Origin of the sequence: Pseudomonas sp. CVAP#3, assembly GCF_018986375.1 — a bacterium.
Lineage (GTDB): Bacteria > Pseudomonadota > Gammaproteobacteria > Pseudomonadales > Pseudomonadaceae > Aquipseudomonas > Aquipseudomonas helvetica.
Genome location: NZ_JAHMSC010000003.1, coordinates 224,366 through 240,558, shown reverse-complemented (window position 1 = coordinate 240,558; position 16,193 = coordinate 224,366). Strand labels below are relative to the sequence as shown.

The 16,193-nt window shown below is 58.4% G+C and carries 15 protein-coding genes; 9 read left to right on the top strand and 6 right to left on the bottom strand.

Annotated features, from left to right (window positions below; all coding sequences use genetic code 11):
* Positions 1-39 precede the first annotated feature (39 nt).
* Entirely contained in the window at positions 40-1,428 is a 1,389-nt protein-coding gene (locus KRR23_RS07295; RefSeq protein WP_216741943.1) for an MFS transporter, read from the top strand.
* Positions 1,429-1,484: 56 nt separating this feature from the next.
* Here KRR23_RS07295 and KRR23_RS07290 read toward each other — a convergent pair whose 3' ends face one another.
* The 4 genes from KRR23_RS07290 to flgA form a co-directional block, all read right to left on the bottom strand.
* Positions 1,485-2,231: a flagellar brake protein gene (locus tag KRR23_RS07290; RefSeq protein WP_216741942.1), complete on the bottom strand. Its 747-nt coding sequence runs from the start codon at positions 2,229-2,231 to the stop codon at positions 1,485-1,487.
* 95 nt (positions 2,232-2,326) lie between these two features.
* On the bottom strand, positions 2,327-2,794 hold the full coding sequence (locus KRR23_RS07285) for a flagella synthesis protein FlgN (RefSeq protein WP_103318699.1): 468 nt from the start codon (positions 2,792-2,794) through the stop codon (positions 2,327-2,329).
* Positions 2,795-2,842: 48 nt separating this feature from the next.
* The gene (gene flgM / locus KRR23_RS07280; RefSeq protein ID WP_216741941.1) at positions 2,843-3,169 is read right to left on the bottom strand and encodes a flagellar biosynthesis anti-sigma factor FlgM; all 327 of its coding nucleotides are present in this window, start codon (positions 3,167-3,169) and stop codon (positions 2,843-2,845) included.
* A 151-nt stretch (positions 3,170-3,320) separates the two neighbouring features.
* Entirely contained in the window at positions 3,321-4,082 is a 762-nt protein-coding gene (flgA, locus tag KRR23_RS07275; protein WP_216742120.1) for a flagellar basal body P-ring formation chaperone FlgA, read from the bottom strand.
* A gap of 81 nt (positions 4,083-4,163) precedes the next feature.
* Here flgA and KRR23_RS07270 point away from each other — a divergent pair, with 81 nt between their 5' ends.
* The 6 genes from KRR23_RS07270 to flgE all read left to right on the top strand — a co-directional run bounded on the left by KRR23_RS07270 (position 4,164) and on the right by flgE (position 9,181).
* Positions 4,164-5,096, top strand: coding sequence for a chemotaxis protein CheV (locus KRR23_RS07270; RefSeq protein WP_216741940.1), 933 nt, complete (start codon positions 4,164-4,166; stop codon positions 5,094-5,096).
* A gap of 45 nt (positions 5,097-5,141) precedes the next feature.
* Entirely contained in the window at positions 5,142-5,969 is an 828-nt protein-coding gene (cheR, locus tag KRR23_RS07265) for a protein-glutamate O-methyltransferase CheR (protein ID WP_216741939.1), read from the top strand.
* A 250-nt stretch (positions 5,970-6,219) separates the two neighbouring features.
* Complete coding sequence (flgB, locus tag KRR23_RS07260; protein ID WP_054593597.1) at positions 6,220-6,627, top strand: flagellar basal body rod protein FlgB; 408 nt, start codon at positions 6,220-6,222, stop codon at positions 6,625-6,627.
* A gap of 3 nt (positions 6,628-6,630) precedes the next feature.
* Positions 6,631-7,074 carry a flagellar basal body rod protein FlgC gene (gene flgC, locus KRR23_RS07255; RefSeq protein ID WP_054593596.1) on the top strand — a complete coding sequence of 148 codons (444 nt, stop codon included), beginning with the start codon at positions 6,631-6,633 and terminating at the stop codon, positions 7,072-7,074.
* A gap of 15 nt (positions 7,075-7,089) precedes the next feature.
* Positions 7,090-7,818, top strand: a complete 729-nt coding sequence (flgD, locus tag KRR23_RS07250; protein ID WP_103318706.1) for a flagellar hook assembly protein FlgD — start codon at positions 7,090-7,092, stop codon at positions 7,816-7,818.
* A 31-nt stretch (positions 7,819-7,849) separates the two neighbouring features.
* Positions 7,850-9,181, top strand: a complete 1,332-nt coding sequence (gene flgE, locus KRR23_RS07245) for a flagellar hook protein FlgE (protein ID WP_216741938.1) — start codon at positions 7,850-7,852, stop codon at positions 9,179-9,181.
* A gap of 169 nt (positions 9,182-9,350) precedes the next feature.
* Here the strand turns inward: flgE and KRR23_RS07240 are convergent, their stop codons facing one another.
* The gene (locus KRR23_RS07240) at positions 9,351-12,245 is read right to left on the bottom strand and encodes a ribonucleoside-diphosphate reductase subunit alpha (protein ID WP_216741937.1); all 2,895 of its coding nucleotides are present in this window, start codon (positions 12,243-12,245) and stop codon (positions 9,351-9,353) included.
* Between the two features lie 732 nt (positions 12,246-12,977).
* Here KRR23_RS07240 and KRR23_RS07235 point away from each other — a divergent pair.
* On the top strand, positions 12,978-13,703 hold the full coding sequence (locus KRR23_RS07235) for a response regulator (RefSeq protein WP_216741936.1): 726 nt from the start codon (positions 12,978-12,980) through the stop codon (positions 13,701-13,703).
* Entirely contained in the window at positions 13,700-15,310 is a 1,611-nt protein-coding gene (locus tag KRR23_RS07230) for an ATP-binding protein (RefSeq protein WP_216741935.1), read from the top strand. Before KRR23_RS07235 ends, KRR23_RS07230 begins: the two co-directional genes overlap by 4 nt.
* Before the next feature lie 144 nt (positions 15,311-15,454).
* On the opposite strand, the gene KRR23_RS07225 is transcribed toward KRR23_RS07230, so the two are convergent.
* A complete protein-coding gene (locus tag KRR23_RS07225; RefSeq protein ID WP_216741934.1) occupies positions 15,455-16,180 on the bottom strand; it encodes a 4'-phosphopantetheinyl transferase in 726 nt (241 codons plus the stop codon).
* Between the last annotated feature and the right edge of the window lie 13 nt (positions 16,181-16,193).

The window sequence follows — 16,193 nt, the reverse complement described above, 5'->3', positions numbered from 1 at the left end:
TAGTCCGGTACTCACTGCAAGGAGCCGCTCGGAACGCCGATGCGCCAAATCCTGAAATCCTTTCGAGCGCTTTATTTCGCCTCGCTGATGATGTTGATCGGCTCGGGCCTCCTCAGTACGTACCTGGGCTTGCGCCTGGCAGCGGACCATGTCGACAGTCTGTGGGTCGGTGCGCTGATGGCGGCCAACTATTTCGGCCTGGTGCTGGGCGGGAAAATCGGTCACCGGTTGATCGCCCGAGTCGGTCATATCCGGGCCTACTCGGCCTGTGCCGGGATCGTCGGTGCGGCGGTGCTGGGGCACGGTCTGATCGATTGGCTACCGGCCTGGCTGGTGCTGCGGATGGTCGTTGGTCTGGGCATGATGTGCCAATACATGGTCATTGAGAGCTGGCTGAACGAGCAGGCCGAAGCCAAGCAGCGCGGGCTGGTGTTCAGCGGCTACATGATCGCTTCGTACCTGGGGCTGGTGCTGGGCCAGTTGATTCTGGTCATGCACCCGTCCCTGGGGCTGGAATTGCTGATGCTGGTGGCGTTGTGTTTTGCGCTGTGCCTGGTGCCGGTCGCGCTGACGCGGCGGATTCACCCGGCGCCCTTGCACCCGGCGCCGATGGAGCCGCGCTTTTTCATGAAGCGGGTTCCGCAGTCCCTCAGTACGGTGCTCGGCGCTGGCCTGATCGTCGGTTCGTTCTATGGTCTGGCGCCGTTGTACGCGTCCCAGCAAGGGCTTTCCACTGAGCAGGTCGGTCTGTTCATGGGTAGCTGCATTTTTGCCGGGTTGCTGGTGCAGTGGCCGCTGGGCTGGTTGTCGGATCGTTATGATCGGGCGCTGCTGATTCGCAGTTTTGCCTTTTGCCTGGCGCTGGCAGCGTTGCCGTTGGCGATCATGTCGCAGGTGCCGCTTGAGGTGCTGTTTATCGCTGGCTTCGCCTGCTCGCTGGTGCAGTTCTGTCTGTACCCGTTGGCGGTGGCGTTTTCCAACGACCACGTCGAGGGTGATCGGCGGGTATCGCTGACCGCCATGTTGCTGGTGACCTACGGTGTGGGGGCGAGCATCGGTCCGCTGGTGGCGGGTGTGCTGATGAAGTTGTTCGGCAGTCAGATGCTGTACGCGTTCTTCAGTTTCTTCGCATTGGTGCTGGTATGGCGCATCCGGCCGAAAGCGGTGACCAATCTGCATCAGGTGGAAGATGCGCCGCTGCATCACGTGGCGATGCCGGACAGCATGTCGAGTTCGCCACTGGTGGCAGCTCTCGACCCGCGGGTCGATGAACAGGTCGTGCATGACCAGATGCAAAATGGCGCGAGCCCTGATCCGGATCCTGAGCAGGATGCAAAGTCCGAAGCGCAGGACACCGACAGCGCTGATGAACAGACTGATGATCCGGGGGCGGAGCGCCCGAAAAGCTTTACCGAGGCCAGACCTTAGGGCAAAAAAAACGGGCAGTCACCGCAAGGGACTGCCCGTTTTTTCAAGCGTCTGGATCAGATGTCGTCTTTGTCGAAGCGGCGCGCTTCGCGTTGCAACTGATAGACGAAGCGCTCGACCTGACGCTGCACCAGCCCGCTCATGTTGTGAAAGCGTACGCCGGCGAAGGTGGTATCGATTTTCTCTTCGTGATGCAGATAACGCAGCTCGACCGGTGCGGTCATGCTGCCGAAGGGCAGGGCGGCGATGAAGCGTTCATAAACCTGACCCAGTTGAAGCCCGCTGGTAATGTCGCCTTCAAAGCGCAGCTTGCAACCTGTCGCAGAGATATCCAGCAGTTTGCCACTGATGGGCGTCTTGAGCTTTTCGCCACCGAGTTCGATGTTTACCAGTTGTGCCAGTTTCAAGGCTGCGCGAAACGCATTGCGACGCTGGTGGTAAACCACTTCATCGGGCAGCGTGCCACGGTAGCAGCGGCCACCGTTGGACTCGTCGATGGTCAGTGTGCCGTTGCTTTCCCAGGCAATACGTACGCCTTCATGAAAGCCTTCAACCCGAAAAGCTTCGCCGGCAAGCAGGAAGCGTTCACCATCGCGGGGGATCATTTCGTCCAGGGCGATCATGTTGCTGTCGCGATCGATATCGATCAGGTAGCTCTGAAATCGCTGGCTGCGTTCATGGAACGTGATGATCAGGGGATCATGGCTCTCTTGCAGCATCCGCAGGTTGCCGGTGATTTCCAGCGGGGTGCTGAGCACCTTGGGTGGCTGCGGAGCATCTTCCGCGCTTGAGGCGTTGAACACGGTTTATCAATCTCCAGACAGAATACGATCACACGCAAAAGCTAGCATTCTGCCAGCATGTTTCGTGCCTTGATAGAGCACGCTTATTTATGAGTTCAAGCCTGACTGAGCGCGCGGGGCTTCGCGAGCATGGAGGTTGATCCGCGGGCGTCATAAAGCGCTGGAGGCTCGCCGCCGTTAAGTATTTTCAGCTGATTGGCGGTGGTGGCTTGTTGCACCTGGATCGAGCGGCCATTGAGCTCGTTGGCGGCTTGGCAATCTGTAAGCAGTTGGGTCAGCGTATCGCTTTGGGTCAGCAGCTGATCGCCGATACTTGAGTGAGCGGCGAACTGCTCCAGACCTGCGCGGCTGGCAGGAAGGTTCAGGCTCGCGAGAATTTCACTGCGTTTGCGCCCATGCTGTTCCAGCAGAATGATCAGTGCCTGTTTCTGCGCCAGAATATCCTCGAGCAGCGGCATGTCACGGCCGTGCAGGGCGAGGGATTCGGTCTTCAGCAGCTCCAGCAATTGTTGAGCTGGAGCAAAGTCATCGGTGATCAGTTGCAGTAAATTAGTGTCGTGCATGGCTGGCCTTGGGTTTTAAGCGTCCAAAAGCCTGGCGCAGGCCTATGGCTAGCGCTGGGCTTCGAAGTTGAGCAGTTTGCTGGCTACACGGTTGCTGTCGACCTTATAGCTGCCATCGGCAATCGCTGCTTTCAACTCGGCCACGCGGGCGTTGTCGACGGCAGGCTGATCGCGCAGCTTGTCAGTGATCTTCTGCAACTGTTGAGCCTCATTGCTGAGGTGTACCGATTCCCCGCTTTGGATCGCACCGACCTGTTCGGTCGAGGTGCTCAGCGGCGCGGATTTGCCGGCATCGCCGGTGTCCTTGCTGACGCTGGTCCGTGTGCTGCTTGTGAGCGTGGGGGAGCTGTTTAAACGGCTGAAATCGATGACCATGATAAAAAAACCTCTGGGAATTTGGACGCTTGCCATGTTTTCGGCCATACCCGGAAAAACTTTAGGCTTAATAGTCTATGAGCCCAGGCGCGTCGGTATTAGCCCTGTGTGAGGCACAGTTTAGGGAACAGGACGGTTGTGCGCCAGTTATCTACATGGAGACTTCCACCTGCCCCGGGGCCATGACTTGCGCCTTGATGACCCGTTGGGAGTTGAGGTTTTTGACTCTGATCTGTTCGTTAAGGCCGCCATTGGACAGCGCTTCACCCGGCATCCGCACGCTGAGCGTGCCGCTGCGGGCGGTGATGACCACCTGATCACCCTTGCGCACGACTTCTGCCTGCTCCAGATGGACGAGGGTAACCACCTGATCGCTGACCATTGGTCGGACAAGTTTTTGTCCGATGGCCTGATCGACGTTTGTCAGATATCCCTGATTGATCAGGCTGATATCGCGCTCACGCAACATGACATCTGAAGGGTCGATGATTCCGGCCCGCTTGAGGGGGCGGGTGGTCGTGACGACCTCGCGAAACAGGCGGACTTGAGCGGGTACGAAGACTGTCCAGGGGGAGACGCCATCGCAACGGACTTTCACCGTAACCCGGCCCAGAGGTATCGCGGGGCTCTCCAATGTCGCTGTCAATTCCCTGTCGCACGCCGGCATGTGCATGCGCGGGTCGAGCTTGTTGACTTCGATTTCGTAGCGCCCTGCGGTTTGACTGGTGGCCAGATAGTCTTCTACGGTGAATTCAAGAAAGCCCTGAGTGACGCCGATAAGTAGATCAGGCAAGGTAACCGGGTCAGCAAAGGCAGGGCTGCCAACGTTCAACAGGCATACGGCTGACAGGGCGCCGAGGAATTTACGGCACATTGATGTCAGGCGTCGGGAAAATGTCGTTTTTGTGTTCATGGCAGTTAAAAAGCAAGCGCCGTGCCGTTTAGTGATGAATGTGCGTCGCAACACACTTAGCGTTGGTGTAGGAGTCTGGGCATGGCTGGTGTAATGGATTCGGTTAACCAGCGCACGCAACTGGTAGGGCAGAATCGCCTGGAGCTGTTGTTGTTCCGTCTCGACGGCCAGCAGCTTTACGGGATCAACGTGTTCAAGGTTCGGGAGGTGCTGCAATGCCCCAAACTGACCCTGATGCCCAAGTCCAGTCCTGTCGTGTGCGGGGTGGCGAATATTCGTGGGGCAACCATTCCGATTCTGGATCTGGCAATGGCGACCGGCTCAGGCGGGTTGCAGGATCAAAGCAATCCCTTCGTGATCATCACGGAGTACAACACCAAGACTCAGGGTTTTTTGGTGAGATCGGTCGAGCGGATCGTCAACATGAACTGGGAAGAAATCCATCCGCCGCCCAAGGGCACGGGTCGCGATCATTACCTGACCGCTGTGACTCGAGTCGACAATCAGTTAGTCGAAATCATCGACGTGGAAAAGGTCCTGGCGGAAGTTGCGCCGATGTCGGATGCGATTTCGGTTGGCGTGATCGATGCCGATACCCAACACAAGGCAATCTCCTTGCGAGTGCTCACGGTCGATGACTCGTCGGTGGCGCGCAAGCAGATCACGCGTTGCCTGCAGACGGTGGGGGTTGAAGTCGTTTCGTTGAACGACGGCCGGCAAGCGCTGGATTACCTGCGCAAACTGGTCGATGAGGGCAAGAAGCCGGAAGAAGAGTTTCTGATGATGATTTCCGACATCGAAATGCCCGAAATGGATGGCTACACCCTTACGAGCGAGATCCGCAGCGACCCTCGCATGCAAAAGCTCCATATCATCCTGCATACTTCGTTGTCAGGTGTATTCAATCAGGCGATGGTGAAGAAAGTCGGTGCCGATGACTTCCTTGCCAAATTCCGTCCTGATGACCTGGCATCCCGGGTAGTCGACCGGATCAAAGCAGCAGATATCAGCTAGTGGCCTTCGCTCCTGGCGGTCAACACGATTTAAGAGGCGGCATCATTGTCTACGGGTAATTTGGATTTCGAACAGTTCCGGGTCTTCCTGGAAAAAGCCTGTGGCATTTTGCTCGGTGAGAACAAGCAGTATCTGGTGTCGAGCCGTCTCAACAAACTGATGGAACAGCAAGGCATCAAGTCCTTGGGTGAGTTGGTGCAGCGGATGCAGACCCAACCGCGCAGTGGTTTGCGCGAGATGGTGGTGGACGCGATGACGACGAACGAAACCCTCTGGTTTCGTGACACCTATCCGTTTGAAGTCTTGAAGAACAAAGTGCTGCCTGAGTCCATCAAGGCCAGTCCCGGGCAGCGCCTGCGGATCTGGTCGGCGGCGTGCTCGTCCGGGCAGGAACCGTATTCGCTGTCGATGTCGATCGACGAGTTCGAGCGGGTCAATATGGGGCAGTTGAAGATGGGGGTGCAGATCATTGCCACCGACCTGTCCGGGACCATGTTGACCAACTGCAAGACCGGTGAGTACGACAGCCTGGCGATCGGTCGAGGTCTTTCGCCGGAGCGTCTGCAACGCTACTTCGATCCGAAAGGGCCGGGGCGTTGGGCGATCAAGGCACCGATCAAGAGTCGGGTGGAGTTCCGCTCGTTCAACCTGCTGGACAGCTACGCCAGTCTCGGCAAGTTCGACATCGTGTTCTGCCGCAACGTATTGATCTACTTCTCTGCCGAAGTGAAGAAAGACATTCTGCTGCGGATTCACAGCACGCTGAAGCCGGGCGGTTATCTGTTCCTGGGGGCTTCCGAAGCGTTGAACGGTTTGCCGGATCACTATCAGATGGTTCAGTGCAGCCCGGGGATCATCTATCAGGCGAAGTGATTGGCCAGTCGTCGGTACTGCAAAAAAATAACGGGAGCCCTCAGGGGCTCCCGTTTTTTTTGTTTTCTTTGTAGGAGCTTTGGGGGGACAGGCGGCAGAAAAGCGGCAGGCGCCGGAAATCCGTTGCCGCTTTTCTGGCATTGCCGCTTTGCCGCCGCTCGCAAAGCCCCGGTTTATGAGGTTTTAGAAGCTGGCACGGGGCTTGCTATAACCCTGTTACGAAAAATCAGGTCACCCAAAGGTTTCCGACATGAGCATCAGCTTCGATAAAGCGCTCGGTATCCACGAACAAGCTCTGGGCTTCCGCGCTCAGCGTGCCGAAGTCCTGGCCAACAACATTGCCAACGCCGATACCCCGAACTACAAGGCTCGGGATCTGGACTTCTCGTCGGTGCTGGCCGCCCAGAACGACAAGAACAAGAACGGCACCTTTGCTTTGAACATGACCAATAGCCGTCATATCGAAGCCCAGGGTATGAGCAGTGGTGAGGAGTCGTTGCTGTATCGCACGCCGATGCAACCGTCGATTGACCAAAACACCGTGGACGCCCAACTGGAACAGTCGAACTACGCGCAAAACGCGGTCAACTTCCAGGCTAGCTTCACGCTGCTCAACAGCAAATTCAAAGGGCTGGTATCAGCCCTGCGCGGGGAGTAATCCATGTCTCTGTCCAGTGTATTCAACATTGCCGGTAGCGGCATGAGTGCTCAAACCACTCGCTTGAACACCGTCGCCAGTAACATCGCCAACGCCGAGACCGTCTCTTCGAGCATCGATCAGACCTACCGTGCCCGTCACCCGGTGTTTGCCACCATGTTCCAGGGCGGTCAGTCCGGTGGCAGCAATTCGCTGTTCCAGAATCAGGATGCCGCAGGGCAGGGCGTGCAGGTACTCGGCGTAGTCGAAGATCAAAGCAACCTCGAAGCACGCTACGAGCCGAACCATCCGGCGGCTGACGCCAAGGGTTACGTGTATTACCCCAACGTCAACGTGGTGGAGGAAATGGCCGACATGATTTCTGCCAGTCGTTCGTTCCAGACCAACGCGGAAATGATGAACACCGCCAAAACCATGATGCAGAAGGTCCTGACCCTCGGTCAGTGATAAGGGGCGATTTTTATGAGCGTTACCGATTCCACCGGCGGCCTGAGCATGACCGACCTGCTGGCGAACTCCTCGGTCAAGAGCACCGGTACGGCCGCGAATGGCCTTTCCGCAGCAACCAGTAGCGCGACTGGCGGCAAGGCGCTGGGCAAGGACGCGTTCCTGCAGTTGCTGGTGACCCAGCTGAAGAACCAGGACCCGCTTTCGCCACAGGATAACGGCGCATTCGTGGCTCAACTGGCGCAGTTCAGTAGCCTTGAAGGGATCACTTCCCTCAATACGACTGTGAGTTCTCTCGCCAGTAATTTCAGCTCTTCCCAGGCGTTGCAGGCTTCTTCTCTGGTTGGTCGTTCGGTGATTGCGCAAACCAGCACCGCTCAGATCAGCGACCCGAGCAAGGGCCTGACCGGTACGGTGAACCTGACATCGTCCATCACCGATGGAACGGTGACTATCAGCGATGCCAGCGGAAAGGTTGTGAGAACCCTTAACCTGGGCACTAAGCCTGCAGGCAGCGCCAGCTTCACTTGGGACGGCAACGACAATAGCGGCGCCGCAGTCGCTGCGGGCACTTATACCGTCAAGGCCAATGCGCCGATCAACGGCACGGCGACCGATCTGGCCACCTACCTGCCAGCAACGGTCAACAGCGTGACGCTGAGCCAAACCGGCGGCGAGTTGATGCTCAATCTTGCAGGTCTGGGCCCTATCGCCCTGTCCAAAGTTCAAACCATTGGTCTATAGAGCCGGCTAACGCGGCATAAAGGAGTGGAATATGTCTTTCAATATCGGCCTTAGCGGTCTCTATGCAGCCAACAAACAACTGGACGTGACCGGCAACAACATCGCCAACGTTGCGACCGCCGGTTTCAAGTCCTCGCGCGCCGAGTTCGCGGATGTCTACTCGGCAACCAAGCTGGGTAGTGGTAGTAAAGTCGTCGGCAGCGGCGTAAGCCTGGCCAACGTATCCCAGCAGTTCACCCAGGGTGATATCAACAACACCGGCAACGTGCTGGACATGGGTATCAATGGCTCGGGTTTCTTCACCCTGAGCAATAACGGTTCGACGACCTACACCCGTGCCGGTACGTTCAAGGTCGACAAGGATGGCTTCATCACCAATACCAATCAAACTGCCCGTTTGCAGGGTTACGGTGTGGACGCCAATGGCAAGGTCATCAACGGCGTGTTGACTGACCTTAAGATCGACACTTCGAATCTGGCGCCAAAACCGACGTCGACCGTGTCCTCGACGATCAACCTGAATTCGACTGCTCCGGTGATTGACGACACGGTGGCCACCGGTACTCCATTCGACCCAAACACCCTCGCCACCTACACCAAATCGTTCAGTACGCCGATCTATGACAGCCAGGGCAACTCGCACGTCATGGATCAATACATGGTGAAGACCGGCGCTAACACGTGGAAGACCTACACCCTGGTAGACGGTCGCAACCCGGATGCCACCGGCAGCGACCCGAAAGTCACCGCTCCGATTGCTACGACCTTGACGTTCGACACGGCTGGCAAACTGGTCTCGGTGGCAACACCGCCGGCGACGCCTGCGGCCCCTAACGCAACCAATACCGTGACGTTGGCCAACTGGGTGCCGGGTAAGGTCACCAACGGTGTGTGGGCGGCCAACGGCGCGGCACCAAGCGCTAGCGGCATGGTCATTTCGATGACCAACACCACGCAGTTCAATGCCGACTCCGCCCGCTCTATCCCGGCTCAGGATGGTTATGCTACCGGCCAGATCACCAACCTGACCATCGACGGCACCGGCACCCTGTTCGCCAACTTCAGCAACAACCAGAGCAAGGCCATCGGCCAGGTTGCACTGGCCAGCTTCACCAACGAACAAGGCCTGCAAGCTGTGGGTGGCACCAGCTGGAAAGAAACGTTCGCCTCGGGTATCCCTGGCTACGATGCTCCGGAAACCGGGACCCTGGGTTCGATTCAGTCCAACTCCCTGGAAGAGTCCAACGTCAACCTGACCAACGAACTGGTCAACCTGATCAAGGCGCAGAGCAACTACCAGGCGAACGCCAAGACCATCTCCACCCAGAGCACCATCATGCAGACCATCATTCAGATGACCTGATGCTGGTTGGTTGATAGCGCTACACAAGGAGCCCCTCGCAAGAGGGGCTTTTTTGTGCCTGAAGCAAACTTGTAGCTGGGGGGCGCCTACGCAAAAGAAAACCCCCGACCAGTCCAGAAGACTGATCGGGGGTTTCAGGTAAGCACCTTGCGGCGCTTACCGGCTCAGCTTATTGGCAGGCTTCGCAATCCGGCTCGTCGATGGCGCACGCCTTCGGTACTGGAGCAGGACCGGCTGGAGCTGCCAGGACCGAGTCGTCACCGTGGTTGCTGCCGCTGGAAACAGCGTTCAGCTTGCCGGTGTTGATGGTCGACTTCTCGGTGCTGGTCGCGGCCAGGGCACGGAGGTAGTAAGTGGTTTTCAGGCCACGGTACCAGGCCATGCGGTAGGTCACGTCGAGCTTCTTGCCCGAAGCGCCGGCGATGTACAGGTTCAGCGACTGAGCCTGGTCGATCCACTTCTGACGACGGCTGGCCGCGTCAACGATCCACTTGGTGTCGACTTCGAAGGCAGTCGCGTAGAGCTCTTTGAGTTCTTGCGGGATGCGTTCGATCTGCTGCACGGAACCGTCGTAGTACTTCAGGTCGTTGATCATGACCGAGTCCCACAGGCCGCGAGCCTTGAGGTCGCGAACCAGGTACGGGTTGATCACGGTGAATTCGCCCGACAGGTTCGATTTCACATAGAGGTTCTGGTAGGTCGGTTCGATCGACTGCGAGACGCCAGTGATGTTGGCGATGGTTGCGGTCGGTGCGATGGCCATGATGTTGGAGTTACGAATACCTTTCTGTACGCGAGCACGCACCGGCGCCCAGTCCAGGGTTTCGTTCAGGTCAACGTCGATGTACTTCTGGCCACGCTGGTCGATCAGGATCTGTTGCGAATCCAGCGGCAGGATGCCTTTGGACCACAGCGAACCCTGGAACGTCTCGTAAGCGCCACGCTCGTCAGCCAGGTCGCAGGAAGCCTGGATCGCGTAGTAGCTGACCGCTTCCATCGACTTGTCGGCGAACTCGACTGCGGCGTCGGAACCGTAAGGGATGTGCTGCAGGTACAAAGCGTCCTGGAAGCCCATGATGCCCAGACCGACCGGACGGTGCTTGAAGTTGGAGTTCTTCGCTTGTGGCACCGAGTAGTAGTTGATGTCGATAACGTTATCGAGCATGCGAACGGCGGTGTTCACGGTACGTGCAAGCTTGGCGGTGTCCAGCTTGCCGTTGACGATGTGGTTCGGCAGGTTGATCGAGCCCAGGTTGCAAACGGCGATTTCGTCCTTGTTGGTGTTCAAGGTGATCTCGGTACACAGGTTCGAGCTGTGAACCACGCCAACGTGCTGCTGTGGGCTGCGCAGGTTGCATGGGTCTTTGAACGTCAGCCATGGGTGGCCGGTTTCAAACAGCATGGAGAGCATTTTGCGCCACAGGTCTTTGGCCTGGATGGTCTTGAACAGCTTGACCTTGCCCGGGTACTCGGTCAGGGCTTCGTAGTACTCGTAGCGTTCTTCGAAGGCCTTGCCGGTCAGGTCGTGCAGGTCAGGAACTTCGGACGGCGAGAACAGGGTCCACTTGCCGTCATCGAAGACGCGCTTCATGAACAGGTCAGGGATCCAGTTGGCAGTGTTCATGTCGTGGGTACGACGACGGTCATCACCGGTGTTCTTGCGGAGTTCGATGAACTCCTCGATGTCCATGTGCCAGGTTTCCAGGTAGGCGCAGACAGCGCCTTTGCGCTTGCCACCCTGGTTAACGGCGACAGCGGTGTCGTTCACTACTTTCAGGAACGGAACAACGCCCTGGGATTTGCCGTTGGTGCCCTTGATGTACGAGCCCAATGCGCGAACCGGGGTCCAGTCGTTGCCCAGGCCGCCAGCGAATTTCGACAGCATGGCGTTGTCGTGGATCGCGTGGTAGATGCCCGACAGGTCATCCGGCACGGTGGTCAGGTAGCAGCTGGACAGCTGAGGACGCAGGGTGCCGGCGTTGAACAGGGTCGGGGTCGAGGACATGTAGTCGAAGGACGACAACAGGTTGTAGAACTCGATCGCACGGTCTTCCTTGTTCTTCTCTTCGATCGCCAGGCCCATGGCCACGCGCATGAAGAAAATCTGCGGCAGTTCGAAACGCACGCCATCCTTGTGGATGAAGTAACGGTCATACAGGGTTTGCAGGCCCAGGTAAGTGAACTGCTGGTCGCGCTCGTGGTTGATCGCCTTGCCGAGTTTTTCCAGGTCAAAGGTGGCCAGGACCGGGTTCAGCAATTCGAACTCGATACCCTTGGCGATGTAGGCAGGCAGGGCCTTGGCGTACAGGTCGACCATTTCGTGGTGAGTTGCGCTTTCAGCAACTTCCAGGAAGCTCAGGCCTTCGGCACGCAGGGTGTCCATCAGCAGGCGCGCGGTCACGAACGAGTAGTTCGGCTCACGCTCGACCAGCGTACGGGCGGTCATCACCAGCGCGGTGTTGACGTCGGTCAGGGCCACGCCGTCGTAGAGGTTCTTCAGGGTTTCGCGCTGGATCAGGTCGCCGTCGACTTCTTCCAGACCTTCGCAGGCCTCGGTGACGATGGTGTTCAGGCGGCCCATGTCCAGAGGGGCAAACGTGCCGTCGGCACGGGTGATGCGGATCGACGGGTGAGCTTGAACCGCTTCCTCGGCAGGCGCGCGTACTGCGCGCTCTTTGGAGCGGGCGTCACGGTAGATCACGTAGTCACGAGCGACTTTCTGCTCGCCGGCACGCATCAGGGCCAGTTCGACCTGGTCCTGGATTTCTTCGATGTGGATGGTGCCGCCCGATGGCATGCGACGCTTGAAAGTCGCGGTGACTTGTTCGGTCAGGCGGGCAACGGTGTCGTGGATTCGCGACGAGGCAGCAGCAGTGCCGCCCTCAACTGCGAGAAACGCTTTGGTGATGGCGACGGTGATTTTGTCATCGGTGTAAGGAACGACAGTGCCGTTACGCTTGATCACGCGCAGTTGGCCTGGCGCGGTGGCGGACAGATCCGAATTCGAATCAGTGGCCATCGGCGCGGTGCCCTGCGGGTTCTCGCGAGTTGTGTCGGTTTGCATGGGTGTCTCCACGTTCTCTATGTTTGTTTGGGCACCATGAAGGCGCCCACCGTTCCGTCCTGAAGCACTACAACCGGCAAGCGCCGGGCATAACAACTTCGGGACAGTCAGGAAGGGGGCTGTTGAGCGCCGCTTCCTTGCCGAAGTCTTTGGTCTCAAGCCAGGGGCCGAAAACCGAATTCCGTTTGGGTGACAGTAATTGACTGCAACACCCGTACCGTTTTCGCCGTTAACGGCTGAAAAACAGTCGCCATCCGCAGGTGCGGTTTGGGCTTCTGAAAATACGTTTGGTTCAACCAAAAACATGCAAGAAAAGCACTTGAGTTTCTTGTCTGATTTGTGTTTGGTTTTTTGCGCAAACCCCTACATGTAGGGGTTTTTTTAGCGCGAGCTACAAGATAATGCGTTTTGGGGGGTGATTGCAACGTACTACCTGTGGATAAAGCTGTGCGTAAAATGTGTATGAAACTGTCAATCGGCGTGTAGGCCGCAACCCTGCTGGGGTGGACCGTTTGTCATGGAATTTTGCCCTGAAAAATAGCCTTGGGCGTATTTTTGAGGGCGCGAACCCTATCACAAAAAAACGCAGTTACCGAGCGCATTTGCCAGCTTGTGTTCTCAAGGGAAGGCGTTGCTACAATCGGTCACTGCTTACGCAGACTTATCCACTCCAATCATTACAAAAAGACGAGTGGAACCTTCCTTAAACAGTGTTCGGCAAAGAGGTCACCCGTGGAGCAAGAAGCCTGGCAGGTATTGATTGTCGAGGATGACCAGCGCCTGGCTGAGTTGACTCGTGAGTATCTCGAAAGCCACGGTCTGCGGGTCACCCTCGAAGGCAATGGAGCGCTGGCGGCGGCGCGGATTATCGCCGAGCAACCGGACCTGGTGATCCTTGACCTGATGCTCCCCGGCGAAGACGGCCTGACGATTTGCCGCAAGGTTCGTGATCACTACGACGGGCCGATCCTGATGCTCACGGCGCGCACTGACGACATGGACCAGATCCAGGGCCTGGACATGGGCGCCGATGACTACGTGTGCAAACCGGTGCGCCCGCGTTTGTTGCTGGCGCGTGTCCAGGCCTTGCTGCGACGTAGTGAAGCACCCGAGCCTGCGGCACCGGAAAAACTCCGTCGCTTGCAGTTCGGCCCGCTGGTCGTCGACAACGCGCTGCGTGAGGCGTGGCTGCAGGGCAATGGCATCGAGTTGACCAGTGCCGAGTTCGATCTGCTCTGGTTGCTGGTGGCCAACGCCGGGCGGATTCTGTCCCGCGAGGAAATTTTCACGGCGTTGCGAGGCATTGGCTACGACGGTCAGGATCGCTCGATCGATGTGCGCATTTCGCGGATCCGGCCGAAGATCGGCGATGACCCGGACCATCCGCGACTGATCAAGACCATTCGCAGCAAGGGGTATCTGTTCGTTCCTGAAGCCTGTGTAGATCAGCCCTTGTGAACTCAATCTTCCTGCGCATTTATGGCGGCATGTGCGCCGCGCTGATTCTGGTGGCAGTGCTCGGTGTACTGGCCTTGCACCTGCTCAATCAGGTGCGCAGCGAGCAATACCGCGAACGCCTGGCCCACGGTACGTTTTCCTTGATGGCCGACAATTTGCAACCGATGAACGAGACCGAGCGTCATCGAGCGTTGCTGGTGTGGGAGCGTTTGCTGGGCATTCCGTTGAGCTTGCAGACGTTCGCCCAGACCGACCTCGACTTGAGCCAGCGCACGCGGGTGCTGCACGGCCAGGCATTGGTGGAGCAGACCGGCCCGCACGCGGCAAAGGTCTACCGTTTGGTCAGCGATAAAGAACAGCTGGTGCTGACGGGAGAAGTGCAACAGATCAGCGAGCAACTGGCGCGGGCGACCATTTACCTGTTGGCCGATGAATTGGTGCGTTACCCGGTGGCCGAGCAGCCCAAGCGTCTTGAGGCGTTGAAGAAGGACAAGGGCTTTGGCTTCGAGCTGCAACTGATTACGGTCGATCAGGCGGACATGGACGAGGACCAGAGCCGTCGGGTCTCTGAAGGCGACACGGTGATGGCGCTGGGCAAGGGCGGCGATTCGATCCGGGTGTTTGCCGGGATGGTCGGTACGCCCTGGGTGCTGGAAATCGGCCCCTTGTATCAGATGAACCCGTACCCGCCGGAGTGGCTGGTATTGATCGCTGCATTGGGCCTGAGCCTGATCGGGTTGATCGTCTATTTACTGGTGCGCCAGTTGGAGCGCCGCTTGCGAGGTCTGGAGTCGGCCGCCACGCGGATCGCCAAAGGCAGCCTGGAAACCCGCGTGCCGGCACGCGGTGCGGATTCGGTGGGGCGATTGGCGGCGGCGTTCAACGGCATGGCCGAGCACCTTCAGCAACTGTTGGCGATTCAGCGTGAGCTGGTGCGCGCGGTGTCCCATGAGCTGCGCACGCCTGTTGCGCGGTTGCGTTTTGGACTGGAGATGATCAGCACGGCGAGCACGCCACAAGCGCGGGAGAAATACCTGGAGGGCATGGATCACGACATCCAGGACCTCGATGGCCTGGTGGACGAGATGCTCACGTATGCGCGGCTGGAGCAGGGTTCGCCAGCGCTGAACTTCCAGCGCGTCGACCTCGATGCCTTGGTCAATCAGGTGATCGGTGAACTGGCGCCATTGCGCGCCGATGTGACGGTGCATCGCGGCTTGTGCCTGTCGGCTGCCGATTGCGATGGCGCTTGGGTCGAGGCTGAGCCGCGCTACCTGCACCGGGCGTTGCAGAATCTGGTGAGCAACGCGATGCGTCATGCCCAGTCCCAGGTGTCGATCAGTTATCAGGTGGGGCAGCAGCGTTGTCGCGTCGATGTCGAAGACGATGGGCCGGGCGTGCCGGAAAGTGCCTGGGAAAAGATCTTCACGCCATTTTTACGTCTGGATGACAGCCGCACCCGGGCGTCCGGTGGGCACGGTCTGGGATTGTCTATCGTGCGTCGGATCGTTCACTGGCATGGCGGCCGAGCGTTGATCAGCAAGAGTAAAAACCTGGGTGGGGCATGTTTCAGTCTGAGTTGGCCCAGGAATCAGGAGAAGCCTTGAGATCTTTACCGTCTGTAAGGGCCTCTTCGCGAGCAAGCCCGCTCCCACATTGGATCTCCAGTGTTGGCAAATTATGGGTTCACCGCAGATTAAAGGTGGGAACGAGCCTGCTCGCGATGACGGTCGAACAGGCACTGAAGTTCTTCAGGCCTTGATACTGACCAGGCTCAACAACTGCCCATCGTGCACGCCAAATTGCGCATCCAGTTCTGTGCCGTAATGCCATTCGCTGGAGAGGTCGGTCAACAAACGCAGGCGCACATGCCCGCTGTCGGTCCACTCCAGCACCTCGGCATGTTCGAAATAGAAGCGTTTCTGCACGATGGGGTAGAGCGCCTTGAACAGGCTTTCCTTGACCGAAAAAGTCAGGGTCACCCACAACGCCAACTGATCACGAGGGCCGGCGGTCATGCGTTCAAGCTCGGGCGGGGTGAGGATCTCTCCGGCCAGACGCTCGGCGCGTTCGGTGTTCAGCAGGTTTTCCAGGTCCATGCCCAAGCTGCGCCAATGCGTCTTGCGCGCAACAATAGCGGCGGCCCGGCCGGTGCTGTGGGTGATCGAGCCGCAGATATGCGCGGGCCACACGGGCGCGCGGTCCTCGCCAATCGCCGGAATGCAGTCCAGACCCTCCAGTTGCTGCAAGGCGGCTCGGGCGCACACCCGCCCGGCGAGAAACTCGGCCTGACGTTTGGCGACCGAGCGCTGGATACTGGGGGGCGCTTCGATGGTGCTGCGCCGGAAGTCATCGAACACCAGCAATGACGGATCGAAACGAGTGCTGAGCAGCACCGTGTCGGGCAGCGCATCAGGCAACGGCCAGTGGGCGTCGAGCGGTTTGCAGCAGGCGGGGAGAGCGGGGGGCGGGTTCATCCCGGCATTTTGC